The sequence below is a fragment of the Pseudoalteromonas sp. T1lg10 genome (genome assembly GCF_002964545.1).
In the GTDB taxonomy this organism is placed as follows: Bacteria; Pseudomonadota; Gammaproteobacteria; order Enterobacterales; family Alteromonadaceae; genus Pseudoalteromonas.
On the sequence record NZ_PQBV01000004.1, the window covers coordinates 455028 to 480879 of the forward strand.

Below are 25852 nucleotides of genomic sequence, written 5' to 3' on the forward strand. Positions count from 1 at the left end.
GGCGTGCCTTAGTCATTATTTTTATAGTTAACCGTTAAGAGGGTTGCACCTAATTAAGCACGCCCATTAACAATATGCTGGAATTTCGCTCTGCGCTTGCTATTGTGGGTCTTATATTTGATTTTTTAGGTCAGGCGATGCGAACAATTTCATCCTGGTGGGTCAGTGCCATGGCCGAAACCTTCAAGTGGCATGGCTTGCCCATAACCCCCTTGTTTAATGAGGCCAATATTGCCCTTGACTCGCTTACGGTAAAGGAGAGTCGCTATCCCCAAAGTAATGTCAGCATCTTGTGGCACGCGGCGCAAATGGCCATTGAGCAGCGCGGTGAGCAGCTGAATCTCGGCATCGCCGTCGGTGGAGGCATGAATGTGCGGGCAATTCCTGTGATCGGTTTGGCCTTATTAAAACAAGACTGTGTTCTAAGCGCTTATAAACTGATCCTGCGTTATCAAAAGCTGATAGGCGACACCACTAATGCCCAGCTTATCGAGCAGCAAACGGGGCAGGCTCTGCTACGCTTTCACTTTGCCTCCAGTACCTGTGCTATCGGCACGCAGAGTTATGAGGCAGCAATGGCGTTTTGTGTCAAAATAGCCCGTACCGTGGCCGGTAAGCAGTGGCGGCCGAACCTCGTCTGCGTGCAGCGCCGCGAACCCTGTGAGGAGCTCAAGCAGTATTTTAATTGTGCCATCGAATACGGTGCGCCTCACCATGAGATACATTTTCAGGCCAATGCCCAAGTAGTACACGCCCAGCTGCAACAAGGCATAGTGGCCGAAAAACACAAGGCCATCAGCCAGGTGTTGATACTCCTATTAGAGCAGCAACTGGCCAGTGGCGAGTTGAGCTGTAGAAGCATGGCGCAGATGTTGAGCATGAGTGAGAAAACGCTGCAGCGGCGCCTGAGCGCAGAAGACACCAGCTATCGCACCTTGCTCGATGCCCTGCGCCAAGAAAAAAGCTGTGCTCTGCTACGGGAGTCAAACCTTAGCCTCAGTGAAATAGCCTACCTGTGCGGTTACAGCGAGCTCAGTGCCTTTCATCATGCCTTTAAGCGCTGGTTTGCCGTCTCACCGAGTGAGTATCGTAGTGAAAAACGTTTTTTGTATGCCCCCAAAGAGGAAATAATCTACGGCGAGAAAGCACTGAATGAATAATTTAGTTATATCTAATAACCAGCCCGCCGATTTCGGGGATAGCGCGTTTGCCGCCAGATCCGTTACACTTATAGAATTAAGTAGTTAGTCAATACTAGGAAACCGCCATGCGTCATGAGATCTGGCAGCAATTAAGAGAAGAAGCGAATCAAGTCGTTACCAAAGAGCCCTTGTTGGCATCCCACGTTTATTCTTGCGTGCTTAATCATGATTGTTTGGGCTCGGCGCTCAGTTTTATTGTTGCCAACAAGCTGGCCGATGCCGTGGTCTCTGCCTTTACCATCCGCGAGCTGTTTGATCAGGCCTTTGTTGAATGCGATGCCATGTTGACCCATGTGGCCCACGACATTAAAGCGGTGCGCGATCGCGACCCGGCGGTGGACACCTACCTGATGGTGATTTTAAACCTTAAGGGCTTTCATGCCATTCAGGCGCACCGTTTAGCTCATTGCTTATGGCGCCAAGGCCGCAAAGAGTTGGCGCGCTTTATTCAAAGCCGCAGCTCGGAAGTGTTTGGCGTGGATATTCACCCGGCCTGTAAGGTAGGTCATGGCATCATGTTTGACCATGCCACAGGTATTGTGGTGGGTGAAACCGCTGTGATTGAAGACAATGTGTCTATTTTGCAGTCTGTGACCTTAGGTGGTACGGGGAATGAGTCGGGCGACCGTCACCCGAAAATCCGCGCCGGCGTATTAATTGGTGCCGGGGCCAAGGTGCTGGGTAATATCGAAGTGGGCGAGGGTGCCCGTATCGGTGCCGGTTCTGTGGTGCTTAGCCCAGTGCCTGCGCACACCACAGCGGTTGGCGTACCTGCTAAAGTGGTGGGTCGTCCGGATTGTCCTTGTCCGGCCGAGTCCATGAACCAAAACTTTTTGGATGACGAACCGGAAAATAAATCCCATACTAGTGCCATGCTCTAAAACTGAACAGCAGGGAAAGTATGGTAAAGAATCAATTGGTTATGGCCGTTTCAGCGGCCTTTTTTGTGGGTCTGGGATGCGGCTATATGCTGTTTTCCGACACCGAACAACAGCTCACCGCAACAACCCCCAATAGCCTAGTAGCTCAGGCTGGCTTGCTTCCTGCTCCAGCGCCTGTAATTCAACAGGGTCAAAGTGAGATGATAAACAAGGCCGAGATGAGTGCTGAAGAACCAGTTCAGGAAGATCTGTTTCTCGGTGAGCCGCCTACTGGCGAAGCTGCAAGCACAGAGTCGGAAAATGCGAGCAAAATCCCGGAAGAGACGGAGCAGTTGGAGCAACAACTGGCTCAGGCGCGCCAGGAAATAAAAATGTTACAGCGCGCCTTAAAAGGGCCGGAGAAAATGGAATCTCAGCTACAAGAGTTGTTTGCTCAGGAAGTCCGTGATGAAAGCTGGGCCTATCTGACGGAAACCCAAACCAGTGATTTTGTTTACAGTGAAGGTTTTGGCGATAAGATCGCCCTAGACAAGGTGCAATGTAAAAGTACCGTGTGTCGTATTGAGTTTTCCGTTTTGGATGGCGCCGAGCATGATCCGCGTACCGATTGGCGACAAATTCAATCACGCCTAGATAAGCAGCCATGGTGGCGCCAATTTCAGCGCACCAGTGCGGTGAGCTCAGATGGCTCCCTCAGCTTTTGGGTTGAACGCAAACCACCTGAGTCATAATTTCCCCGTCGGCAACCACGGTCGTTAATTGCTGCTGTGGTTGCACCTGATGCACCGACTTCACAATCCCTTGTTCACTTTTGGTTATGCTATAGCCCCGGGCTAATACCGCCAGCGGGCTGATGCTATCGAGTCTGGCCGCCAATTGCGCAAGCTGAGACTGAGCCTGATAGAGCTGCTCTTTTTGCACCGCCACCAAGCGCGTAGACAACTGCTGCAACTGGTATTTCGCCGCCGCCACCTGAGTACCCGGGTTGGCGCGTTGCATGCGCATATTAAGCTGATTTAACTGCCTCTGCTGGTGGCTTAAGCGTCCTTCCATGGCATGGTGCAGGCGCATTTGCAGTTCATCCAAGCGTTGCTGCTGTTGCATTAATTGATTGGCCGGATGCTGCTGCGCTAAGCGGCTTTGCAGTCGTTGCAATAGCTGTGAGCGCTCATGCAACTGATGACGCCAGGCGCTGTAAAGGCGCTGCTTTTGATGCTGTATGGCTTGCTTGAGCTGATTGCTGTCCGGGCTCACCAGCTCCGCCGCTGCCGAAGGCGTGGCGGCGCGAATATCGGCAACAAAGTCGCTGATGGTGGTGTCGATTTCATGGCCGACGGCGCTGATCACAGGTAACTGGCTGTTAAAGATGGCATGGGCGAGCTGCTCGTTATTAAAGCACCAGAGATCTTCCAGGCTGCCGCCGCCGCGACCGACGATCAGTACATCCACTTCATTACGGGCATTGGCCAGTTGCAGCTTGTCGATTATCCCCTGATGGGCGGTGTCGCCTTGCACCGACAGGGATAAATCACCACCTCTAATTGCGGTGCCCGACGTTGTAACACGGTTAAGATGTCTTTGATGGCGGCACCGGTCGAGGAGGTGATCACCCCGACCTTGTTAATCGTGCTGGGTAAAGGTTTTTTATGTGCCGAGCTAAACAGACCTTGTGCCGCAAGGCGCATTTTCAGTGCCTCGAATTCTTGTTTTAAGGCGCCTTCGCCGGCGGCTTCCATCTGTTCGACAATAACCTGATAGTCGCCACGGGGTTCGTACAGGGATACTCTGGCTTGTACCTGCACCTGGTCGCCGTCTTTGGGGCGGAATTTGGCGTAGCGATTATTACCGCGCCACATGGCCGCGCGCACCTGAGATTTATCGTCTTTTAGCGAGAAGTACCAATGCCCTGAGGCGGGGGCGACAAAGTTGGAAATTTCACCACTAAGCACAATCGAGGCAAAGCCACGTTCCAAAATGGTACGGATCTCGCGATTGAGTCGAGACACAGTATAAACGCCCTGGTTAGCGGCAGAATTTGATTGTGAATACATAGTGATAAAGCGCCTGGGGGAAACTTGGGGCAGTTTATCATAAATAAAGCGCAAATTTTATTTTACTCGTGCGTACATCGCTGATAAAATGCCGCCGCAACTCCACCCAATCACCAATTCGTGAGAAGTTGCCAATGCTTAGGATCGCTAAAGAAGCTTTAACCTTTGATGACGTACTATTAGTACCAGGTCATTCAACTGTATTACCACATACAGCAAACCTTAAAACTCGTCTAACCAAAACAATCGAACTGAATTTGCCAATCGTTTCTGCGTCTATGGACACAGTTACCGAAGCGCGTTTAGCGATTGCGTTAGCACAAGAAGGTGGTCTTGGCTTTATCCACAAAAATATGACCATCGCTGAGCAAGCAGCGAATGTTCGTAAGGTAAAAACTTACGAAGCGGGCATAGTTTCTCACCCTGTTACTGTCACTGCTGATCTGACTATCGCAGGTGCCTTAGAGTTAGCACACGATAAAGGTTTCTCAGGTTTCCCTGTTGTTGATACCGATAACAACCTAGTTGGTATAGTAACAAGCCGTGATATGCGTTTTGAAACCAAACTAGACCAGCCAATTTCGACAGTAATGACGAAAAAAGACCAGCTGGTAACGGTAAAAGAAGGTGCGGACCGCGAAACTATTCTAGGTCTTATGCACGAGCACCGTATCGAAAAAATCTTAGTTGTAAATGATGACTTTAAACTCAAAGGCATGATCACGGTTAAGGATTACCAAAAAGCACAAGATAAGCCAAACGCATGTAAAGACGAGCAAGGCCGTTTACGTGTGGGTGCTGCTGTTGGTGTTGGCGCAGGTACCGATGAGCGTATCGCTGCATTGGTTGAAGCGGGCGTTGATATTTTACTTATCGATACCTCGCATGGCCATTCACAAGGCGTTATCGACCGCGTTAAAGCAACGCGCGAAGCCTTCCCTGATTTACAAATCGTTGCCGGTAACGTAGCAACGGCTGAAGGTGCGGTTGCATTAGCTGATGCCGGTGCAAATGCCGTTAAAGTAGGTATTGGCCCAGGCTCTATCTGTACGACTCGTATCGTAACTGGTTGTGGTGTACCACAAATTACCGCGATTTCAGATGCTGTTGAAGGCTTACAAGGCCGTGATATTCCGGTAATCGCCGACGGTGGTATCCGTTTCTCTGGTGATATTGCTAAAGCACTTGTTGCTGGCGCGTCATTGGTAATGGTGGGCTCAATGCTAGCGGGTACAGAAGAAGCACCAGGTGAAGTTGAACTTTATCAAGGCCGTTACTATAAGTCATACCGTGGTATGGGTAGCTTAGGTGCAATGAACCAAAAAGAAGGTTCATCAGACCGTTACTTCCAAGATGCTAAATCAGAAGAAAAGCTTGTACCAGAAGGTATTGAAGGTCGTGTAGCATATAAAGGCCCAATCGCTAATATTATTCACCAGCAAGTGGGCGGTATTCGCAGTGCCATGGGTCTAACAGGCTGTGCAACGATTGCAGAACTAAATACTAAGCCGCACTTTGTACGTGTTACTGCCGCAGGTATGGGTGAATCACACGTACATGATGTGCAAATCACCAAAGAAGCGCCAAACTATCGTCTAGGCTAATTGCCACTTTAGACGAAAACAGGGCTAGCAAGTTGCTAGCCCTTACTAATTTCTGATTAACGAAAAAGCATTAGCGTTAATCCAATTTCATTTAATTTAGATGAGATCGCAATGAGCAAAGATATCCATGACTCCCGTATATTGATCCTAGACTTTGGTTCACAGTACACGCAATTAATCGCCCGTCGTGTGCGTGAAATTGGTATTTACTGTGAGCTATGGGCATGGGATGTAACGGAAGAGCAAATCCGTGAATTTAACCCACAAGGTATCATTCTATCTGGTGGCCCAGAGTCAACGGTAGAGCAAGGCAGCCCTCGCGCGCCTGAGTACGTATTTGAAGCGGGTGTGCCGGTTCTTGGTGTATGTTACGGCATGCAAACCATGGCCATGCAGCTGGGCGGTAAGGTACACGGCTCTGATAAGAAAGAGTTCGGTTACGCGCAAGTTGAAAAAGTGGGTAACTGTCCATTATTCGACGCCATTGAAGATCACCTGGGTGAAAACGGCGCGGGTCTGCTGGATGTGTGGATGAGCCACGGTGACAAGGTTGAGTCAATTCCACCTCAGTTCGCGACTACCGCTAAAACAGATACTTGTCCGCATGCGGCCATGTCATGGGAAGAAAAGCGCTTCTACGGCGTTCAGTTCCACCCGGAAGTAACGCACACACTACAAGGTCAGCGTTTACTTGAGCGCTTTGTCGTTGATATCTGTGGTTGTGAAAAACTATGGACTCCGGCGCAAATCATCGAAGATGCAATTGCCCGTATCAAAGAAAAAGTAGGTGACGACGAAGTTATTCTAGGTCTTTCTGGTGGTGTTGATTCATCGGTTGTGGCCATGCTTATCAACAAAGCGATTGGCGACAAGCTGACCTGTGTATTCGTTGACAACGGTCTACTGCGTTTAAACGAAGGCCAACAGGTAATGGACATGTTCGGCGACCACTTCGGTCTGAACATAGTTAAGATTGATGCAGAAGAGCGCTTCTTGAAAGCCCTTGAAGGCATTGACGAGCCAGAAGCCAAGCGTAAGGCCATCGGTCACACCTTTATCGAAGTATTCGACGAAGAAGCTGGCAAGCGCGTAAACGCGAAATGGCTTGCTCAGGGTACTATCTACCCAGACGTAATCGAGTCAGCGGCCTCAGCTACAGGTAAAGCGCACGTGATCAAGTCACACCACAACGTGGGCGGTCTTCCTGAAGATATGGAGCTGGGCCTTGTTGAGCCACTACGTGAGCTATTCAAAGACGAAGTACGCAAGATAGGTCTAGAGCTAGGTCTGCCTTACGACATGCTTTACCGTCATCCGTTCCCGGGTCCTGGTCTAGGTGTACGTGTACTGGGTGAAATCAAGAAAGAGTACTGCGACCTGCTTCGTCGTGCCGATGCGATTTTCATCGAAGAGCTGCATAAAGCAGATCTTTACCATAAAGTGTCGCAAGCATTTACTGTATTCCTACCAGTTAAGTCGGTAGGCGTAATGGGTGATGCCCGTAAATACGACTGGGTTGTGAGCCTACGTTGCGTTGAAACCATCGACTTTATGACCGCGCGTTGGTCACACCTACCGTATGACTTCCTAGGTAAGGTTTCAAACCGTATCATCAACGAAATCGACGGTATTTCTCGCGTAGTTTACGATATCTCAGGTAAGCCGCCTGCGACTATCGAGTGGGAATAATTCCTGACTATCTCTCAATGAGATAAGCACACTAAAAAAGGGCTGATATCAGCCCTTTTTTGTTATTGAAAATGAATACCCGTAATGTCGTATTCCTTGATGTAGCGTTTACCGTGCACATCGCTAAAGAAAAACTCCATCTCTATTTTGTTATCCAGCTGTCCATTATGTTCAAGAATTTCGACTAGGTAGTAATCAACACCAGGCTGATTGATGTTTTCATAGCGCCTGTGTTGAGCCACCTCGAACTTGCTGGGGTTACCAATTTTATCGAAGTAGGCGAACAGGGTTTGCAGTCCACGCTTATAAATATCCTTGTTCTTTTCTGAAGCCTTGGGGTCGCGATACTTTAATAATGGTGCCGAGCGCTTGGCGTTTACTGCGCTGATAAAGTCCGTAATGATCTCTTCATGGGGTGTGACCTTAGTCGCCTGGGTGTCCTTAACCGCCTTCTTCAATTTTTCCGACAAAGGATAAATATTTGCCAGGTAAGCCTGGTAGTCGGTCGATGCGCTGGTGTAGCTAAAATAGTGCGGCAGGCCCTTGTCGTATTCGGCTTTTAACTTGGTATAGCCTTGTGGGATATGCTGCGAATAAGACGAGAAGAAATTGTATCCGGCCTTGTGATCAAGATGATAAAAGTCGCTCTCATCAACAAGCTTTGAAAAAAGCAGGGTGTTAAAGTCTAAAAAGTTCTTTTGGTTGCTAAAGATAAAGACATCACTGATCCACACTTTGTCGTCTTTTTTGATGCTAAGTGTAAATTCGTAAAAGACCTTGTCGTCCTCGGGCATAAAGGTGAGGCGCTTCTTGTTCACCTCATGTTTTTTCTCGTTGAGAATACTCTCGCTGAGCGACAGCTGGTATTGCTCTCCCAGTGCCAGTATTTCATCCGCTACTTCGATATTTAGGTAATTCTTTGCCAGAGTCGGCGTGCTTGCCAGCAGGGCGAGGGCGGTGCACAAGGGTACTAACCAGTTATTGGCTTTTTTCATCTTAACGTCCTTATTTGCTTGTTAGCGCTTTGGCCATAAGCCATGCCTATAAAAGCGCTATCCATTTGATTTTTATTGGCATCCGTTTCAATGCCAAATAGGCCGTTAAGGAAAATAGCAAGCAGCCTACAAGGGTGTCAATCCACTTGTACCTATATTTGTAGGTGTGCTGCTCATGGACAAAAAAAAGGCCCTGGTTGGGGCCTTTTGACGTCACATTACTTAAATGACTTACTCTGAATTTCTTTGCTTAAGGCTGAATCATGAGCTTGCCTTGACGCGGCTGGTCATAGGTGGCACCGGCTTTAGCAATGTCCTTGATGGCAAAGGTTTCATGAACCGGCAAGGTTAGTTCGCCTTGCTCGGCTAACCCAATCAGCTCCAGTACCGAGTCGGTGATTTGCTCCGGTGTTAAACGGCTGAATTCCACCATGCCCCAAAAGCCTTTTACGGTGATTTCCTTAAAGATCAGATCGGCCGCATCCACCGCCATGGGCTCGTTGGACATGGCACCAAAAGACAGGACAGTACCACCGTTTCCGACCAGGTTAATCAGCTTACGGGCGGCTTCACCGCCAATCATTTCGATACCGCCGACCACGGGGCCGTCAATAGCGGCGAGGGCACTTTCAAACCAATTGGCTTCGTCCATGGCAAAGACGTTGCCAATACCCAGCTCGTCAAGTTGCGCCTTGGAGCTGCCACGGTTAACCAGGCTCAGTACCTTAAGGCCACGGCCTTTGGCTATTTGGGCCACGGTTTTGCCGACGGCGCCGTTGGCGGCGTTAACCACGATCCAATCACCTGTTTTGGCGGGGATTTTATTAAGCGCCATTACCGAACTCATCGGCATGGCTAATAATTGCGCGGCGATATCGTCGCTGATGCTATCCGGCAGCGGCACCGCCGCCATAGCAGGAGCAATAAAGTACTCTGCCCAGGTGCCAGCGGCGCCGGCCACGTTTACTCGTGTGCCAACAGCGGGGCCTACAACGCCCTCACCCAGTGCATCAACAATGCCTACGGCTTCACTGCCGCCGATGGCGGGCAACTCGGGTAGGCTGCCGTACTCGCCGCGGACGGTCATGATGTCATGGTTATGTATGGGCGAGCGTGTCATACGCACGCGGATCTCCCCCGCCTGTGGCTCGGGAATGGCTATTTCACGGGCGTCTAGCACCTCTGCGGGGTGGCCTGTATTTGTATACATGGCGGCTTTCATTGTGTTCATACGGACTCCAAAATTTATCTTTAGGCGGATTGTTCAAGGTTTTTAACGCGCACCTTGGCATTGCCGCGCAGTGCATTTGAATAAGGGCAAACCTCATGGGCCAGGGCGATAAGCTGCTCGCTCTGTGCTGGCTCTAGGCCTTCTATTGAGACATCTATGGTTACATCAAGCAGATACTGCTCGGCGACCTTATCCAGGCCCACGGTAACCTGGGTTTGACAGCCCTTAAGTGCCATCTTCAAGCGCTTGGCAGTGAGAATAAGGGCATTGTCGAAACAGGCTGCGTACCCCATGGCGAACAGCTGCTCCGGGTTATGCCCAGGTGCGCTGGTACCCGGTGTGGTCATGGTAAGGGTCAGGCTGTCGTCGGCTAGCTTGGCGCTGCCATCGCGGCCACCACTGGCAATGGCTGTGGTTGAATAAATCATACTGGCTACCTTGTTGGCTCTTACTCTGTTGGGACCCAGTATGCGTGAGAAGCAGATAGAGGAAAAATAATCTAAACTTGGTTTAATATAATTTAATTTATAGCTGAAGCTTATGTCCATTCACCAACTACGCACCTTTGTTGAGGTCTACCGTCAGCGTTCTTTTAGCAAGGCCGCCGATGTTTTGCATATCACTCAACCTGCGGTTTCCAGTCATATCGCTTCACTCGAGTCGCAATTGGATCACCGTTTGTTTGTACGTCATGTGCGCGGAGTGCGGCCAACCCGTATTGCCGATGAACTAGCGATACAACTGGGAGATACCCTGGATTATGCCGAAGGCGTGTTGGCAAAAATGAAGTCGCACGGCAGCAAAATAGACGGGGTGATACATATAAACGGCCCCATAGATATGCTCTCGAGTATGCTTGCCCCAAAGTTGCAACCGCTCACCGATGCCGGGGCGCAAATACGTTTACACCCCAGTCACGATGACGACATGTTTACCTTTCTGAAAGATGGTAACTCGGACTTTGCCTTGTGTTTAACGCCTCCGGAAGACGGGCAACTGGATTACTGTTTACTGGGAGAGGAGCGGGTTTTCTTGGTCGCCAGCCCAGCCAGGGCGCGGCAAATGAGCCAGGACCTGGAGCTGGTATTAAGTGAGCAACCCTTGGTGGCCTATGATCTGGGCCGTACCCTGGTGCGCCAATGGGTAAGTCATAATGGTTTATTCTTGGGGCACTTAAATGAGATTATCACCGCCCCAGATCTGCGTTGCTTGCGTACCCTGGTGCTGGCGGGATTAGGATGGTCGGTGTTACCCGAGTACCTGGTGAGTGATGATTTAAAACACGAACGTTTAGTCGCCATAGGCGGCTCTCAGTCAAACCCGGCGATACAGTATCACTTGTGTTGGCGGGCGGGGGCGTTGCGTAGCCCCAGGATTGCCAGAGCGCAGCAGTTGCTGCGTGGGGTATTTACGCCTTAATACGGCTAAAATAGACTGTTTTTTCTGCAGTTGTTTATTTTCAAAGCAATTGAACAGGTGCGGTGATATTTTTTCTTTACCTTTATAAAAAGCTCATTATAATGCGTCGACATTGCAGGGGCGTAGTTCCAATTGGTAGAACAGCGGTCTCCAAAACCGACGGTTGGGAGTTCGAATCTCTCCGCCCCTGCCACTTCTTTCCTGAGCGTCTTTACGCTACACTGGCAGCCGCCAAATGCAGTTAATAATTTCCCTATGCAATCACAGTTAGCCGATATTTTTGCTATACAGCCGGTGCGCTTACGTGCAGCTTATCGAACACAAGACACACAGCCTCTTGATGGTGAACAAATCAAAGATTCACAACCCTTGTCTGGCACTCTGGCCGAGGATATTTTGCGCCTGCTTCCTGCGGGTAGCGAAGTGCACCTAGGCAATGTAAGTACACCACAACTACAAGGCAATCGCGTTTACCTTCCAAGTGATAACTTATCAGTGGCACATAAGCAGGCCCTGTGGCAGCAATTGTGTGAATGCGAGCAGGTACTTAGCCATGCATAGCCTGGCGCCTTTAGGCGAACAACACCTGGCGGATATGATGGTAATTGAGCGAGCCTGTCACAGCCACCCGTGGAGCGAAACGCTGATGCGCTCTTGTATGTCCGGACGCTATTTTTGCACCGGGCTCTTCAGTGATAACACGCTGTTGGGCTTTTATGTCGCCGAGCAAGCCGGCCCCGATATCACCCTGGTGGATATTTGCGTTGCGCCGAGCCAACAAGGGCAGGGCTTGGGTAAGGTGTTGATGCAATCGCTCATTAAGGACTCGAACGCGCGTAATGCTGAGCTGCTGTTTTTAGAAGTGCGCGAAAGCAATGTGGCCGCCATCGCCCTGTATGAAGGATGTGGTTTTATCGCCAACGGCGTGCGCAAGAAATATTATCCCGATGGTGAGGATGCCACCCTGATGATGTGCGAATTAAGCACAGTCGAATACTTCAGATAGTTAAGCTGAGCGCTTTGACTAGAGCGCTTTAATCAGGCAGTAGGTTGTGTGTCCCTTAGGACAATCCGCTAACTCTCCATATACCTTATAGCCAAGCTTTTCATAAAAGGGCTTGGCCTGAAAGTCCAAGGTTTCCGTGCGCATATAGTTAAAGCCTTGAGCCTTGGCATGAGCTTCAACCGCGGCCATTAGGCGTGAGCCCACGCCACTGCCACGAGTTTGCGCCGACAACCACAGCAGCTCGATAATGCAATAATTCCAAAAAGCATTGGCACGAATGCCGCCAACCACCTCACCCTTGTCATTGCGCGCAAACGCGGCAAAGCGGGTATCCGGCTCGAACACCAGCTGATCTGGCAGATGGTCTTGATTATAAGACTGGATTCCCTGACTGATGGTTTTTAAATCCGCTTCTGAGGGGGTGGCACTTAATTCTATGTGCATATCTTACTCCGTAACACTAACGCCTTTTAAGTCGACCTAAAGGGGTCTGGTGGCATCCTTTTCTAAAACAAAGCGGATGGCGTGCTCAAGTTTAAGCACCGGATATTCGTGGTGGTCGCATTCACCTTTGCGCAGCGATAATTCAAGCTCGCTGGCGGCTTCGGCCACAGCGTTAAAGCCAAAGCAGCTGGCGCTGCCTTTAATGCTGTGGGCAATGGCCTGCAATTGCTCCCATTCTTTAGCTTTTTGGTGAGCCAAGACCTGCTCAAGGTAGTCGGGGAGCTTTTGCTTGTAGTTTTCATTGATCTGTAAAAAGCGCTCGCTTTTCAATATGTCGTCCCACTTGGAGTTGGCCTCCTGCTGCAGACTTAAATAGGTGGCCAGGGTATGTTCAAGCTGCTCCTTGTCTATGGGTTTGGCCAGTGCCTTGTCGCAGCCCGCCGCTAAATAGCGCTCAATATCATGTTTCATCACATTGGCGGTCAGCGCAATAATAGGCCCGTCGTAGGCGGCATGGCGCAGCATTTGCGTTGCTTCTTCACCGCCCATCACCGGCATCTGCATATCCATTAAGATCAGCTGGTAGTCTTTAACCAAGGCCTTTTCCACCGCTTCGGCGCCGTTATTGGCAAAGTCCGGGGTGATCCCCCAGCGCTCCAACAGCAAAGAGATAAGCGCTTGGTTGTCCTGATTATCCTCGGCCACCAGAATTTCGCCGTCAAACTGCTGCCAGCTTAAGGTCGGCATAGGCTCCCTGACCGGCTGCATTTCTTCGGCACCATAATAGAAGTCTGGGGCATCATACACCTGGTTACACTTGATTCTAATGGTAAAGCGACTGCCAATGCCCTGCTGGCTATGAGCATGGACATCACCGCCAAGCAATTGCGCCAGGTTTTTCGCGATACACAGGCCCAGACCACTGCCGCCAAAGCGACGGGTGGTGGTGGTGTCGGCCTGCTCAAAGGGCTTAAAGATACGGGTTAGCTCTTGATCTGAGATACCTATGCCGGTGTCACTGACTACGCACTCAAGCAAGTCGTCGTGGTAGCTGACCTCCAATTGCACCTGGCCTTGGGCGGTAAATTTAACCGCATTGGTGAGGATGTTAAGGAGGATCTGCTTAATGCGGGTCTGGTCGCTGTTAATGTATTTGGGTAAGGGGAGCTGGTAGTTGATGGCAAACTCCAGCTGTTTTTGTTGCGCCTGGGGCTCGACTATGGAGTTTAAGTCGTCAAACAGCTCATAGAGTGACACTGGCTCGCGGTTCACCGCCAGTTTTTCTGCCTCAATTTTTGATAGATCCAAGATGTTGTTGATTAGCTCCAGCAGGTGACGCGAGTTACGCAGTACGGTTGCAAGCTGGTGTTGCACCTTGTCATCATCAATCTGGCTGTTCTCCAGCAACTGCTCGGTAAAGCCCATGATGGCGGTTAAGGGAGTGCGAATTTCATGGCTCATATTGGCTAAGAAGCGGCTTTTTAGCTGGTTGGCCTGCTCCGCCTGTTCAATGGCCTGTTCCAGCGCTTTATTGGTTTGCTCCAGCTCTAGGGTGCGCTCTTCAACTCTTTGTTCCAAGGTGTCTTTGTAATTTTTTAGCTCGACCTGGGAGTGATAAATCTTGCTCACCATGTTGTTAAAGTCGCTAAACAGCTGACCGACCTCATCGGTGCGGGTGTCATCAAGGCGCACGGCCAGATTGTTGTTGCCGACACAGTGACTGGCAGCCCCCAGTTGCTCTATGGGGTTAAGTAGCAAGTTGCGCACCACGATAAAGATCAACACCGGCAGGGTGATAATGGAGATCAGCACGATCAGCGCGGTGATGAGACTTATCAGCTTACCGGCCTGGTAGAGCATTTTTTTCGGGATGCTGGTAACGAAATAATGGCCGTCGGGCATTTGCACGCCATAGAGCATACGCTCCGTCTTATCGACGCTCTCAAGCACAATTTCATTGAGGCGGCCATTGTCGGCCCAGAGATCTATGGCCTCTAAATCCTGTTTGCTAAGGGTTTTGCCAAGCAAGGTGTGGTTAGAGCTAAACAGCACCTTACCTTGCTCGGTCAGCAATAAATTCAAGGTGTTGTTATAGGGCGCCTCTAAAATTGCGGTGTTTAAAACCGTCGGCTGTACCCGTAATATAATGTGGCCCAGCAGCACAGGGCGCTCTAAATGGTAGTCCGGGGCAAACACCTTTTGTGCAAAGTAGAGGCTGGTTTCGCCATTGTCTTCTTGCACCATAAACTGCTGGCGGCGCAAAGAGCTGGTCAGCAATTGCTCGAAAAACGGATATTGCGGAGGCGCACTTTGCAGCGTGGTGGAAAAGTAAGCGTAACTTTCCTGCTCGCTGGAAATAAAGTTAATGCTGAGAATATCCGGGTAGGCCTCGGTATAACTGCTAAATACATCGAGCAGGGCACCCAGATGCGCTGTATAGGAGCTTTTGGGGTGATTGAGCTGGTGTAAAAAGTTTTGCAATACCGGCGAGGTGCTAAGCAGTTCTGTGGTGGAATGATAGACATTGAGCGAATGAAACACCTTGTTCTGCTGCTGCTCAACAAAGCGGCTGACGATCAGCTGCGCCTGTTGCTCCGAGGAGCTGGTGACATTGGTAAGGGTAAAACCACCTAAAAACAGCAAGGGCAAGATCACCACAGGAGTGATGTACCACAATAAGCGAATACTGAGCTTGCTTGTTTTCACGGTGCGCCTCCTTGCAACGTCTTAAAATAGCCTGAGCGCGTTATGGTAATCGCCACAACAAAAAAATTATACAAAATGCTCAGCAATAATACACATAGGTGGGTCACGAAGTCACTTTTACTTGTATTCGACGCTTTTGTGCACACCCTAAAGTCGGTATAATCTCGGGCATTATTTAGGGTCTGTTTATCTTTGCGGTTTACTTTATGTTCAATCTAAACGCATTCTGATCACGACGCTCGTTATGCTGCATAGCATTCTATGTACATAGCGAGCAACACAGAGCAGGATGCGTTTAGATGAACCCGTAGGGCAGCGCTTGTAGCGCATTTCTACTGTGTTGTTACATGTTCATGTAGATAACTACACCACACATGTGCCGCCTTGTATAAATACACTACAAACTGCTGCAGAAACAAACAGCAAAGGTAAACAGACCCTACACATTTAATTGCGACTTAACCGCCTCGTTGTGGTTGGGTCGACAGCTCATAAGTGACCGCATGTCAGAATTAATACAGCAAATTAATAAGCGTCGCACCTTTGCGATCATCTCTCACCCGGATGCGGGTAAAACAACCATTACCGAGAAGGTACTCCTGTTCGGGCAGGCAATACAAAAGGCCGGTACGGTTAAGGGCCGAGGCTCTAACCAGCATGCCAAATCGGACTGGATGGAAATGGAAAAAGAGCGTGGTATCTCGGTAACCACTTCTGTGATGCAGTTTCCTTACAATGAGCGCTTAGTTAACCTGCTGGACACCCCGGGACACGAAGACTTCTCGGAAGATACCTACCGTACCCTGACCGCCGTTGACTCCTGTTTGATGGTGATCGACGCCGCCAAAGGTGTAGAGGACCGTACTCGTAAGCTGATGGAAGTAACGCGTTTACGTGATACGCCGATCGTTACCTTTATGAACAAATTGGACCGCGATATTCGTGACCCAATGGAGCTTCTGGATGAGGTGGAAACCGAGCTTAACATCATGTGTGCGCCCATCACCTGGCCTATCGGCTGTGGTAAAGAATTTAAGGGCGTATACCACCTGCACCGTGATGAGACCATCTTGTATCAAACGGGTCACGGCCATACCATTCAGGAAGTTCGCACCATCAAGGGGCTGGACAGCGCCGAGCTAGATGCCGCCGTGGGTGAGAGCCTGGCCGAGCAACTGCGTGAAGAAATCGAACTGGTGCAAGGTGCGTCAAACGAATTTGATCTGGAAATGTTCCTAAGCGGTGAGCTAACGCCTGTGTATTTCGGTACTGCACTTGGTAACTTCGGTGTTGACCATATGCTTGACGGTTTAACCGAGTGGGCGCCGGCACCTATGCCGCGTAAAACCGATGATGAGCGCGAAGTGAGCGCAGAAGACGAGAAGTTCACTGGCTTCGTCTTTAAAATTCAGGCCAATATGGACCCGAAACACCGCGACCGCATCGCCTTTATGCGTATTGTATCGGGTAAATACACTCAAGGCATGAAGATGAATCATGTGCGTTTGGGTAAGCAGGTGAGTATTTCTGATGCCGTAACATTTATGGCCGGTGACCGTGAGCGCGCGCAAGATGCTTACGCTGGCGACATCATAGGTCTGCACAACCATGGTACCATTCAAATCGGTGATACCTTTACCGACGGTGAAAAGCTCAAATTCAGCGGTATTCCAAACTTTGCCCCTGAATTGTTCCGCCGGATTCGTTTGAAAGATCCACTGAAGCAAAAGCAATTGCTTAAAGGCCTGGTACAGCTTTCAGAAGAAGGCGCGGTGCAGGTATTCCGCCCGCTTATCAACAACGACTTGATCGTAGGTGCCGTAGGTGTGCTGCAGTTCGACGTGGTTGTGGCGCGCTTAAAAGCGGAATACAAGGTAGATGCCATTTATGAGAGCGTGAACGTTAACACTGCGCGCTGGGTATCAAGCGCTGACGTGAAGAAGTTTGAAGAATTCAAACGTAAGTGTGAAGCGAACCTGGCTCTTGATGGCGGTGATAACCTCACCTACATAGCGCCAACCCGTGTAAACTTAAATCTGTCGATGGAACGCTATCCTGAAGTGAACTTCAGTGAGACCCGTGAACACTAATCGCCCCTAATTTATCCCGGCCAGTGTAATGCTGGCCCAATTGCAAGGTAACTGCAACGATGAACATTAAACAAATTTTAATCGACAAAGCCAATGCCGCCATGCTTGCTGCGGGGCTTGAAGAAGGCACTAATCCAGCGGTAACGCAAAGCACGCGTCCGCAGTTCGGCGATTATCAAATTAATGGCGCCATGGGCGCGGCCAAAAAATTAAAAACCAACCCCCGTGAACTGGCGCAAAAAATTATTGATGCGCTAGACGTATCTGATTTAGCGGATAAGGTTGAAATCGCCGGCCCGGGTTTTATCAATATTCACCTTAAGCCTGAGTTCCTGGCCGAGTCTGTTGCCAGCGCCAACCAGGACGCCAAACTGGGTGTGGCCGAGCATGCGAAAGCCGACACGGTTGTGGTTGACTATTCATCACCTAACCTGGCCAAAGAAATGCATGTGGGTCACCTGCGCTCCACCATTATCGGTGATGCCATTGCCCGCACCTTGGAGTTCCGTGGCGACAAAGTCATTCGTCAAAACCACATGGGTGACTGGGGTACGCAATTCGGTATGTTGATTGCGCACCTCGAAGACCTGCTTAATGACGGTGTTGACCTGGAAAAGGTGGCCTTGGCCGACCTTGAGAGCTTCTACCGTGACGCGAAAAAGCGTTTCGATGATGAGGAAGGCTTTGCCGATCGTGCCCGTGAGTACGTGGTAAAACTGCAGCAAGGCGATGCTCACTGCGACAAGCTATGGCAGATGTTTATCGACACTTCCGTGAAGCACTCAGAAGAGGTATACGAAAAGCTGAATGTAACTCTTAAGCGTGAAGATATCTACGCGGAAAGTGCCTACAACAGCGAGCTACAGCGCATGATCGATGTGCTGCGCGAACAAGGCATTGCCAAAGAAGACCAAGGTGCCCAGGTGGTATTCCTTGATGAGCTGGCCAACAAAGATGGCGAGCCTTCGGTGTTTATCGTGCAAAAATCTGGTGGTGGCTTCCTCTATGCCACGACCGACCTTGCGGCCTGTGAATATCGTTCACAGAAGCTAGGTGCGGATCGCATCATGATTTTCGTAGATGCCCGTCAAAGCCTGCACTTTAGCCAGGTTGAAATCACCGCCCGTAAGGCCGGTTTATTACGCGATGAAACCAGCTACGAATTCTGCCCGTTCGGCACCATGATGGGTGAAGACGGCAAGCCATTTAAAACCCGTACCGGCGGCACGGTAAAACTGGCTGACCTGCTTGATGAAGCGGTGACGCGTGCTAAGGCCAAGCTGTCTGAGCGTGAGTCGCCGTTAAATGACCAGGAGCAGGAAGAGATCGCCACTAAGGTGGGTATTGGCGCGGTGAAATATGCGGATCTGTCGAAGAACCGTACCAGCGACTATATCTTTAACTGGGACACCATGCTGAGCTTTGAAGGTGCTACGGCTCCTTACCTGCAATATGCCTATACTCGTGTTAAGAGTATCTTCCGCAAGGCCGGCATCGACAGCGCCGCGCATCAGGCACCGGTAGTGATTGCCGAGCCACAGGAAAAAGCGTTGGCCATTAAACTGATGCAGTTTGAAGAAGTGCTGGATCAAATGGTCGGTGACGCTACGCCGCACGTATTGTGTGGTTACCTGTATGAGCTTGCAAGCCTGTATATGAGCTTCTACGAAGCCTGCCCGGTATTAAAAGAGGGTGTGAGCGAGGAAGATAAGAACAGCCGTTTGGTGCTGTGCTCGCTGGTGGCGAAGACTTTACGCCAAGGTCTAGATTTACTCGGCATCGAGGTTATGGAGCAAATGTAATCTCAGCGGCCTGTAGTTCGCTTTAGCTGCGTTAGAGAAATGATTGAGTCAGAGTCACATACTTTATGTATGCTCCTTGACATAAATCATTTCTCTGCCTAGCTAGCACTCCTACACTTGCTGATGTGATTTGTAGGTCGGTGCTCTGCGCCGACAAGATAGCTGAGAGTTCGTTTGTCGGGATTAAATTCCGATCTACAACCTATATTTGCGGCTTTAGCCTTGCCATTTGTGTTTTAGACGGCGGTGATAATTAGAAGGATTTGCTATGAAACTTGATGATATTCGTCGTGAATATTTACAAGGCGGGTTGGATGAGAGCATGCTCGAGGCCACGCCCATTGTGCAATTTGAGAAGTGGTTAGAGCAGGCCATAAAGGCGCAAATTCCAGACCCAACGGCCATGGTGGTGGCGACTGTGGATGAGCATGGTCAGCCTTCGCAGCGCATTGTGTTGTTGAAAAATCTGGATGAAAACGGCTTTGTTTTCTTTACCAACACCGGCTCGCGTAAGGCCAGTGAATTGGCGAAGAACAACAAGATCAGCCTGCATTTCCCCTGGCATATGTTTGAGCGTCAGGTAATAGTCTATGGCGAAGCTCAGCCCTTGCCGGTATCCGATGTGGCCAAGTACTTCTTATCCCGTCCTAAAGAAAGCCAGCTCGCAGCCTGGGCATCAAGCCAGAGCCGACCCGTGTCTTCACGTCAGGTGCTGATGGAAAAATTCGCGCAAATGAAGAACAAGTTTGCCAAGGGGGAGATCCCCTTACCGGATTTCTGGGGCGGTTATTGTGTAAAGCCCACCAAGGTGGAGTTTTGGCAAGGCGGCGCCCATCGCCTGCACGACCGCTTTATGTATATTCGCCAGGAAGATAACAGCTGGCGTGTTGAGCGCTTAAACCCCTGATGCGCTTTATTGACTCCCACTGTCATCTCGATTTTAGTGAATTCGATGAGGATAGGGCGCAGTGTATTGCCAATGCTCTGTCGCTGGGAGTCACACACCTTGTGGTGCCGGGCGTGAGCCTGGCACAATGCAAAAATCTGCTGACCTTCACCAAACAATACCCTACGACCTATATCAGCGCCGGCCTGCACCCATACTTTCTTGCCCAGCATCACGACTCGCATATCGCCGAGCTGAGTGATTTAATTGCGGCCAATCGCGACAGTTTTGTCGCCGTTGGTGAATGTGGTCTGGATAGAAGTATCGGTGAGCTAGAGAAACAGCAAAGCCTATTTGAGGCGCAAATCGCTTTGGCCAATGAATTTGAGCTGCCGTTGATTGTCCACCACAGGCAAAGTCACGACCTAATCGCTGCCAGCTTTAAGCGCTGCCCGCCCAAATTCGGTGGTGTGATCCATGCGTTTTCCGGCTCACTGCAGGTGGCCCAAAGTTACATCAAGGCCGGATTTAAACTCGGGGTGGGGGGCACCATCACCTATCCCAGAGCACAAAAAACTCAGCAAGCTTTGCGCCATGTAGGCGTCGAGCATCTGCTACTCGAAACCGATGCGCCCAGCATGCCCTTGTGTGGTTATCAGGGGCAAAGAAATACCCCAGAGCGCATACCTAGTGTATTTTTAGCCCTGGCCGCGCTGTTGCAACGGCAGGACTATGAGGCCTTAAGCGAGCAGCTTTATCTAAACTGCTTGGCTTTTGTGCGAAAGTAGCGCTTTAACTGCCAGCGCTTTAGACCGCGCCCAAGTTGCCAGGTAAAGATGCAGCAAATAAACAGCATCAGCAGCACCTGGCGACCCACTTCATGAATATAGCGGTGGCTGGTGTCTATAGCTGTTTGCGGCAGGTAGTTGACCCGGGCAAAACCTATGGGTTTGTTGTCTTGTGGCGAGGTGATGGGCACCACTATGGGTTGTGTAAGCTTGCTGATCCCCGGTGTAGCCTGAGTGATCCCCAAGTCAGATTGATAGGGACTGTAGGCCTCGCTGTGTGCCTGAGCCGTGCCATGTATATCGTAAATAACCGCGCTTTGGATCACCGCATCGCTGCTGAGTTGATTGGCCAGCTCACCCAGGCGAGGCTTGTTGTTTTGCTCCAACGGCACAGCTGCGGTCAGCGCCAGCTGTTGCGACAGGCTTTTGGCACTGTGATAGCCTTGCTGGTAAAGCATATGGTGACCCTGAAAGCTGGTGTTAAAGGCCATCCAGGTCAGTAACACAAAACACAGCGCGGCAAAGATCAAGCGTCTAAGACGTTGCCATCGCGAGCTGCGCACCGGATTTTTTACTTGTTTATTTTTCATATCACTCATGTGGTTACTGACTTTCGTGGTTATCGGTGATTAAATTGGCAATGCCGTATCACGACTACATTTCGCCTGGGAGCCTTTGATGTCACAGCCTAATATTGCCTTTTCCACTTTAGCACAGCAAGACGATCTGTCCTTAAGTAATCAGCTAAGTTTAAACCTTTGGTATGACATCGACCATCCGTCTTTGGTGGCAGAAAACGCGCCTCAACCCCCAACTTATGTACTGCTATTCGGTTTTCAACTGGGTATGCAAGTGGCTAATTTAATACAACAATTACAACAATGGTCGGGTCAAGTCAGCGCCGTTTGCCGCTTTGAAGCGGACAGTGATTTGCCTCCGGCCTTTGTCTTTGTCGTGCATGGCGGGATGCCGGAATTGGCGCAGCAACTTAAGCAATATAGCGCCGACAATGGCGTGCAATGCGCGGCACTGGTTAATCCGCCTAAGCTGAGCGAGCCCGGATTACTGGTGATGGATATGGACTCCACCGCCATTACCATTGAATGTATCGATGAAATCGCCCGCCTAGGTGGCGTTTATGAAGAAGTGGCGGCGGTGACCGCACAGGCCATGGCCGGAAAACTTGAATTTAGCGCCAGCCTGCGCCAGCGGGTCGCTAAGTTAACGGGGATCCCGTTAGACCTGGTGGCCGAACTACAAAGCCAGTTACCGCTTATGCCCGGCATAGAGCAGGTCTGTGAGGTTTTGAAACAACATAATTGGCATCTGGCCATAGCTTCTGGGGGCTTTGTGCCCTTCGCCGCTCAGGTGCAAAGGTTGTTAGATCTGGACCGTATTCATGCCAATGAGTTGGATGATGATGGTCAGGTCTTAGTGGGCACTGTGAGTGGGAAAATCGTCGATGCCGAGGAAAAGGCACGCTTTCTGTGTGCCTATCGCGATGAGCTGGGCCTGGCAAAAGCACAAACTCTGGCCATAGGCGATGGTGCCAATGATCTGCCGATGCTGCATCAGGCCGGCTTAGGCGTGGCGGTGCATGGTAAGGCCAAGGTGGTGGCCGAGGCCCCTGCGGCGATCACCGCTGGCAGCCTGGCACAACTGCTTTATTTTTTAACTATTCCGGCACGTTAACCAATACTTTGTAACCACTTAATAGGGTGCTCGACCAGACTTGGTGGGCGCCTATATACACCTGCACCAGGCGCGGTATCAGCTCGTTTATGGCAGGACGCCCATTCCCCTTGCGCCCTTATTAAACCATTACCCAGAGGTGAAAAACCGTTATACTGACAGTCAAATTATTGTTTACTCTTTAATTACGCAAGTTTAAGCGCAAGGTTTAAACACAACCCAAGTAAAAGTTATGCCCTCACTATGGTAAAAAAGAAAACAGCCTTTGTATGTAACGAGTGTGGTGCCGAGTTCGCGCGCTGGCAAGGCCAGTGCAGTGAATGTAAGGCCTGGAACACGGTGACCGAATTTCGCGTGCCCTCGGTTAAAAACACTGGCCGCAGCAGCGCTACCAGCGGCTATGCCGGCCAGGTAGAAGCCAAAATTCAAACCCTGGACGAAGTTAACTTAGAAAGCCTGCCGCGCTTCTCCACCGGCTTTATCGAGTTTGATAGGGTGCTCGGGGGAGGCGTGGTGCCGGGTAGCGCCATTTTGATCGGTGGTGAGCCGGGTGCCGGTAAAAGTACCATCTTGCTGCAAACCATGTGTGGCCTGGCCGAGAACATGAAAACCTTGTATGTCACCGGCGAGGAGTCGCTGCAGCAGGTGGCCATGCGCGCCAAACGTTTGGGCCTGCCTACCGATAAGATGCAAACCCTAGCGGAAACCAATGTGGAAACCATTTGCCAGCTGGCGCTGCGTGAAAAACCCAGCATCATGGTTATCGACTCCATTCAGGTGATGCATATGGCCGATATTCAATCGGCCCCAGGCAGTGTTTCTCAGGTACGTGAAAGCGCCGCTTACCTCACCCGTTTTGCCAAACAAAACCAGATTGCCATACTTATGGTGGGTCATGTGACCAAAGACGGTTCTCTGGCAGGTCCTAAGGTGCTCGAGCACTGTATCGATTGTTCTATCTTGCTCGAGGGCAGCAGCGACAGCCGTTTTCGTACCCTGCGTGGCAATAAAAACCGTTTTGGTGCGGTCAATGAGCTGGGTGTGTTTGCCATGACGGGTCAGGGGCTGCGTGAGGTAAAAAACCCCTCTGCCATTTTTTTAAATCGTTCCCAGGAGCAGACGCCGGGCTCCTTGGTCATGGTGATCTGGGAAGGGACGCGTCCGCTGTTGGTGGAAGTGCAGGCGCTGGTGGACTATTCTCAGTTGGCTAACCCCCGTCGCGTGACCGTGGGCTTAGAGCAAAACCGTTTGGCCATGCTCTTGGCTGTGCTGCACCGCCATGGTGGCCTGCAGGTGGCGGATCAAGACGTTTTCGTCAATGTGGTTGGCGGCGTTAAGGTATCAGAAACCAGTGCCGATTTAGCATTAATTGTGGCGCTGGTTTCCAGCTTTAAGAACTACAGCTTGGAGCGTGAATTGGTGGTGTTTGGCGAGGTCGGCCTAGGCGGTGAAATTCGTCCCGTACCCAGCGGTCAGGAGCGTTTACGCGAGGCCGCCAAACACGGCTTTAAACGGGCCATAGTGCCGGTAGATAATAAACCGAAAGAGCCGATAGAGGGCATGCAGGTGCAGGCGGTTGCCAGCCTCAGCGAGGCTCTCGAAGCATTATTTTAGGGTTGTGCCCTTAATTTAACTCGGAGCGTGGACAGCTCCAAAGGAACTTAGTATGAAGAGACTACTTATTGTTGCCGCCCTCGGGGCCATGGCATTTGGCGGTTATAGCTACGCTAATTATTATGTCAGTAAAGAAGCCCGCAAAGACGTCGACGACTACTTATTGCAGCTACAGGCCCAAACCGGCCTGGATGTGCGCTATAAGGAAATAAGTAGCAACCTCTTCAACCAAAGCCTGGAGCTTAATAGGGTCGCGGTTAAAGGGCCTGATGGTGTGCAATTTGCTGATATCGACAGCATAGAGTTAGCGGGTTTCAATCCGATGCAGGCGAGCGATAATACTCGCATGGCCATAAATAACATGACCTTTATGGGTCCTGTGGTGGTGGAGATGCAGGAGCTCGACGGCGAGCGTATCAATGTGGTCAGCGAATTTAATTACAGCGCCGATAACGGTGATGCCGACACTAAGACCGTGATCAATGCCGGCAAGCTCGCCGATGTTGAGTTCAGCTTTGCCATGACCAACTCTCAGTCGCTGATGGCTCTGCGCCAGCAATTTGAAGAGCTAGAACAAAACGGGCAGGGTAATTTGCAACAGCAACTGGCGCTCCAAAGCCAGTTGATGACGGCCATGACCGAGTTGGTGCCGAAAAGCTTTAGCTTTAAGCTGGACAATAACGGCAAACTTAAGGACCTGATACAAAGGGTGATTGCCGAGCAGGGCCTGACCTACGAGCAGTTTCAGCAACAGGCGCAGCAGCATCTAAGCATGTCGCCAGCGCCGCAAACTTTGCGTGATGCGGCATTGGGTTTTATCGAAGGCACAGAGCAGTTTAAGGTTTCCGTGTCTTTACCCGAGGGCACAACCGTGGCCCAGGTCAATGAGCAGATGATGACCTTGATGGGTCACCCAGAAGAGTTGGCCAAGTATTTTAATTTAAAGGCCTCGGGTAAATAACCTTTTAGGGTTTGTTTAGGAAAAGCCGGATTCAGCCCCGGCTTTTTTGTGGGAAATTTTTTGGCTAGCACTCTGCGCTTGGATAGTTATGAATTCTAACTTAGAAGAAATAGTGAAAATTGAAAAAGCAACGGATGGCCTCTTCAAGAAATCGGCAAGAATTGCTATCAGCCAAATGTTGGCTCGACTTGTGCCTAAAGTGCTCCTAGCAAGCGCTCTGACAGACAAAGAAAGTAAAGTGATGTTGCTTGATCTTGCCAATACATATCAAGACTTAAGACACCAGGCTTTTGAGAGTGGCGCGCGCAATAGCTCTCATCCCTTATGGGCCTCGGCTGCTGTTTGTGAAAGCTGGGTGCAAGCCATGCTGGTGGGCGATAAGGACTTATGTGCAATAGAAGAAAGGGTCTTTTATCTGATCAATCGGCCATATAAGTCAAAGGTAAGGAAAAGCTCGGCCGCACTCATTGCCAGAGGTTTAGCTTGGGAAAATTTTACCGAGTATACATCTCCAGGGTCTTGGATGAGATTTGCCTTAAAAGAAATAGATGAGCAATTTAGCAAGCAATGCCCAGGAATGACACCCTCTGAGCAGGATATAGCGCTAATACTCAAGCAAGCCATCCACTATGTGCAATTTCAAAGTGACGCAATTCAAAGCCATCTTCATTCTATGGAGACATATAGTACAGCCAGAAAGTCAGGCCTACATTTGAATCTTAGCAGTGCCATCTCAGATTACATGAATGATGCTCCTTATCTTGAAAAGTTCAGCACCTAACTAGCGCTTT

Annotated in this window: 22 protein-coding genes, 1 tRNA gene and 1 pseudogene; 17 read left to right on the forward strand and 7 right to left on the reverse strand. The window is 50.3% G+C overall.

The annotated features are described in order from the left end of the window. The first annotated feature begins 137 nt into the window (after positions 1-137). From C2M17_RS04460 to C2M17_RS04470, 3 genes are all read left to right on the forward strand, one after another. On the forward strand, positions 138-1160 hold the full coding sequence (locus C2M17_RS04460; RefSeq protein WP_158683974.1) for an AraC family transcriptional regulator: 1023 nt from the start codon (positions 138-140) through the stop codon (positions 1158-1160). 107 nt (positions 1161-1267) lie between these two features. Next, positions 1268-2083, forward strand: a complete 816-nt coding sequence (cysE, locus tag C2M17_RS04465) for a serine O-acetyltransferase (RefSeq protein WP_105199651.1) — start codon at positions 1268-1270, stop codon at positions 2081-2083. Positions 2084-2103: 20 nt separating this feature from the next. Then, positions 2104-2814, forward strand: a complete 711-nt coding sequence (locus tag C2M17_RS04470; RefSeq protein ID WP_105199652.1) for a hypothetical protein — start codon at positions 2104-2106, stop codon at positions 2812-2814. Here C2M17_RS04470 and xseA read toward each other — a convergent pair. Next, positions 2777-4134, reverse strand: a pseudogene (gene xseA / locus C2M17_RS04475) (exodeoxyribonuclease VII large subunit). The gene C2M17_RS04470 and the pseudogene xseA sit on opposite strands and share 38 nt — an antisense overlap. Positions 4135-4268: 134 nt before the next feature. Between xseA and guaB the strand changes: the two are divergent. Both guaB and guaA read left to right on the forward strand, forming a co-directional pair. Then, positions 4269-5738 (forward strand): IMP dehydrogenase, encoded by a 1470-nt coding sequence (gene guaB / locus C2M17_RS04480; protein WP_105199653.1) that lies wholly within the window; start codon positions 4269-4271, stop codon positions 5736-5738. Positions 5739-5849: 111 nt separating this feature from the next. Further along, positions 5850-7427 carry a glutamine-hydrolyzing GMP synthase gene (gene guaA / locus C2M17_RS04485; RefSeq protein WP_105199654.1) on the forward strand — a complete coding sequence of 526 codons (1578 nt, stop codon included), beginning with the start codon at positions 5850-5852 and terminating at the stop codon, positions 7425-7427. A 62-nt stretch (positions 7428-7489) separates the two neighbouring features. On the opposite strand, the gene C2M17_RS04490 is transcribed toward guaA, so the two are convergent. The 3 genes from C2M17_RS04490 to C2M17_RS04500 all read right to left on the reverse strand — a co-directional run bounded on the left by C2M17_RS04490 (position 7490) and on the right by C2M17_RS04500 (position 10081). After that, positions 7490-8422, reverse strand: coding sequence for a hypothetical protein (locus C2M17_RS04490; protein WP_105199655.1), 933 nt, complete (start codon positions 8420-8422; stop codon positions 7490-7492). A gap of 250 nt (positions 8423-8672) precedes the next feature. Further along, positions 8673-9653 carry a zinc-binding dehydrogenase gene (locus C2M17_RS04495; RefSeq protein ID WP_105199656.1) on the reverse strand — a complete coding sequence of 327 codons (981 nt, stop codon included), beginning with the start codon at positions 9651-9653 and terminating at the stop codon, positions 8673-8675. A gap of 20 nt (positions 9654-9673) precedes the next feature. Next, entirely contained in the window at positions 9674-10081 is a 408-nt protein-coding gene (locus tag C2M17_RS04500) for an Ohr family peroxiredoxin (protein ID WP_105199769.1), read from the reverse strand. 112 nt (positions 10082-10193) lie between these two features. Between C2M17_RS04500 and C2M17_RS04505 the strand changes: the two genes are divergently transcribed. From C2M17_RS04505 to rimI, 4 genes are all read left to right on the forward strand, one after another. Next, positions 10194-11072 carry a LysR family transcriptional regulator gene (locus C2M17_RS04505; protein ID WP_105199657.1) on the forward strand — a complete coding sequence of 293 codons (879 nt, stop codon included), beginning with the start codon at positions 10194-10196 and terminating at the stop codon, positions 11070-11072. 116 nt (positions 11073-11188) lie between these two features. Further along, positions 11189-11265 (forward strand) — tRNA-Trp (locus C2M17_RS04510). Between the two features lie 62 nt (positions 11266-11327). Next, the gene (locus C2M17_RS04515; RefSeq protein WP_105199658.1) at positions 11328-11633 is read left to right on the forward strand and encodes a hypothetical protein; all 306 of its coding nucleotides are present in this window, start codon (positions 11328-11330) and stop codon (positions 11631-11633) included. Next, positions 11626-12078: a ribosomal protein S18-alanine N-acetyltransferase gene (rimI, locus tag C2M17_RS04520; protein ID WP_105199659.1), complete on the forward strand. Its 453-nt coding sequence runs from the start codon at positions 11626-11628 to the stop codon at positions 12076-12078. Before C2M17_RS04515 ends, rimI begins: the two co-directional genes overlap by 8 nt. A gap of 18 nt (positions 12079-12096) precedes the next feature. Here rimI and C2M17_RS04525 read toward each other — a convergent pair whose 3' ends face one another. Together C2M17_RS04525 and C2M17_RS04530 are read right to left on the reverse strand one after the other, a co-directional pair. Beyond that, positions 12097-12522 (reverse strand): GNAT family N-acetyltransferase, encoded by a 426-nt coding sequence (locus tag C2M17_RS04525; RefSeq protein WP_105199660.1) that lies wholly within the window; start codon positions 12520-12522, stop codon positions 12097-12099. Between the two features lie 36 nt (positions 12523-12558). After that, a complete protein-coding gene (locus tag C2M17_RS04530) occupies positions 12559-15228 on the reverse strand; it encodes an ATP-binding protein (protein ID WP_105199661.1) in 2670 nt (889 codons plus the stop codon). Between the two features lie 503 nt (positions 15229-15731). Between C2M17_RS04530 and prfC the strand changes: the two genes are divergently transcribed. The 4 genes from prfC (at position 15732) to C2M17_RS04550 (ending at position 20794) form a co-directional block, all read left to right on the forward strand. After that, positions 15732-17318, forward strand: coding sequence for a peptide chain release factor 3 (gene prfC, locus C2M17_RS04535; protein ID WP_105199662.1), 1587 nt, complete (start codon positions 15732-15734; stop codon positions 17316-17318). A 59-nt stretch (positions 17319-17377) separates the two neighbouring features. Then, positions 17378-19120, forward strand: coding sequence for an arginine--tRNA ligase (gene argS, locus C2M17_RS04540; protein WP_105199663.1), 1743 nt, complete (start codon positions 17378-17380; stop codon positions 19118-19120). 268 nt (positions 19121-19388) lie between these two features. Further along, entirely contained in the window at positions 19389-20027 is a 639-nt protein-coding gene (gene pdxH / locus C2M17_RS04545) for a pyridoxamine 5'-phosphate oxidase (protein WP_105199664.1), read from the forward strand. Then, on the forward strand, positions 20027-20794 hold the full coding sequence (locus C2M17_RS04550; RefSeq protein ID WP_105199665.1) for a TatD family hydrolase: 768 nt from the start codon (positions 20027-20029) through the stop codon (positions 20792-20794). Before pdxH ends, C2M17_RS04550 begins: the two co-directional genes overlap by 1 nt. On the opposite strand, the gene C2M17_RS04555 is transcribed toward C2M17_RS04550, so the two are convergent. Beyond that, positions 20761-21384: an AhpA/YtjB family protein gene (locus C2M17_RS04555; RefSeq protein WP_105199770.1), complete on the reverse strand. Its 624-nt coding sequence runs from the start codon at positions 21382-21384 to the stop codon at positions 20761-20763. The two genes, C2M17_RS04550 and C2M17_RS04555, sit on opposite strands and share 34 nt — an antisense overlap. Before the next feature lie 88 nt (positions 21385-21472). Here C2M17_RS04555 and serB point away from each other — a divergent pair, with 88 nt between their 5' ends. The 4 genes from serB to C2M17_RS04575 all read left to right on the forward strand — a co-directional run bounded on the left by serB (position 21473) and on the right by C2M17_RS04575 (position 25842). Then, positions 21473-22486, forward strand: coding sequence for a phosphoserine phosphatase SerB (gene serB, locus C2M17_RS04560; RefSeq protein ID WP_199775993.1), 1014 nt, complete (start codon positions 21473-21475; stop codon positions 22484-22486). A gap of 243 nt (positions 22487-22729) precedes the next feature. Further along, positions 22730-24100: a DNA repair protein RadA gene (gene radA, locus C2M17_RS04565; protein WP_105199666.1), complete on the forward strand. Its 1371-nt coding sequence runs from the start codon at positions 22730-22732 to the stop codon at positions 24098-24100. 52 nt (positions 24101-24152) lie between these two features. After that, positions 24153-25061: a hypothetical protein gene (locus C2M17_RS04570; protein WP_105199667.1), complete on the forward strand. Its 909-nt coding sequence runs from the start codon at positions 24153-24155 to the stop codon at positions 25059-25061. Positions 25062-25149: 88 nt separating this feature from the next. Next, positions 25150-25842, forward strand: coding sequence for a hypothetical protein (locus tag C2M17_RS04575; RefSeq protein WP_158683975.1), 693 nt, complete (start codon positions 25150-25152; stop codon positions 25840-25842). The last annotated feature ends 10 nt before the right edge of the window (positions 25843-25852 follow it).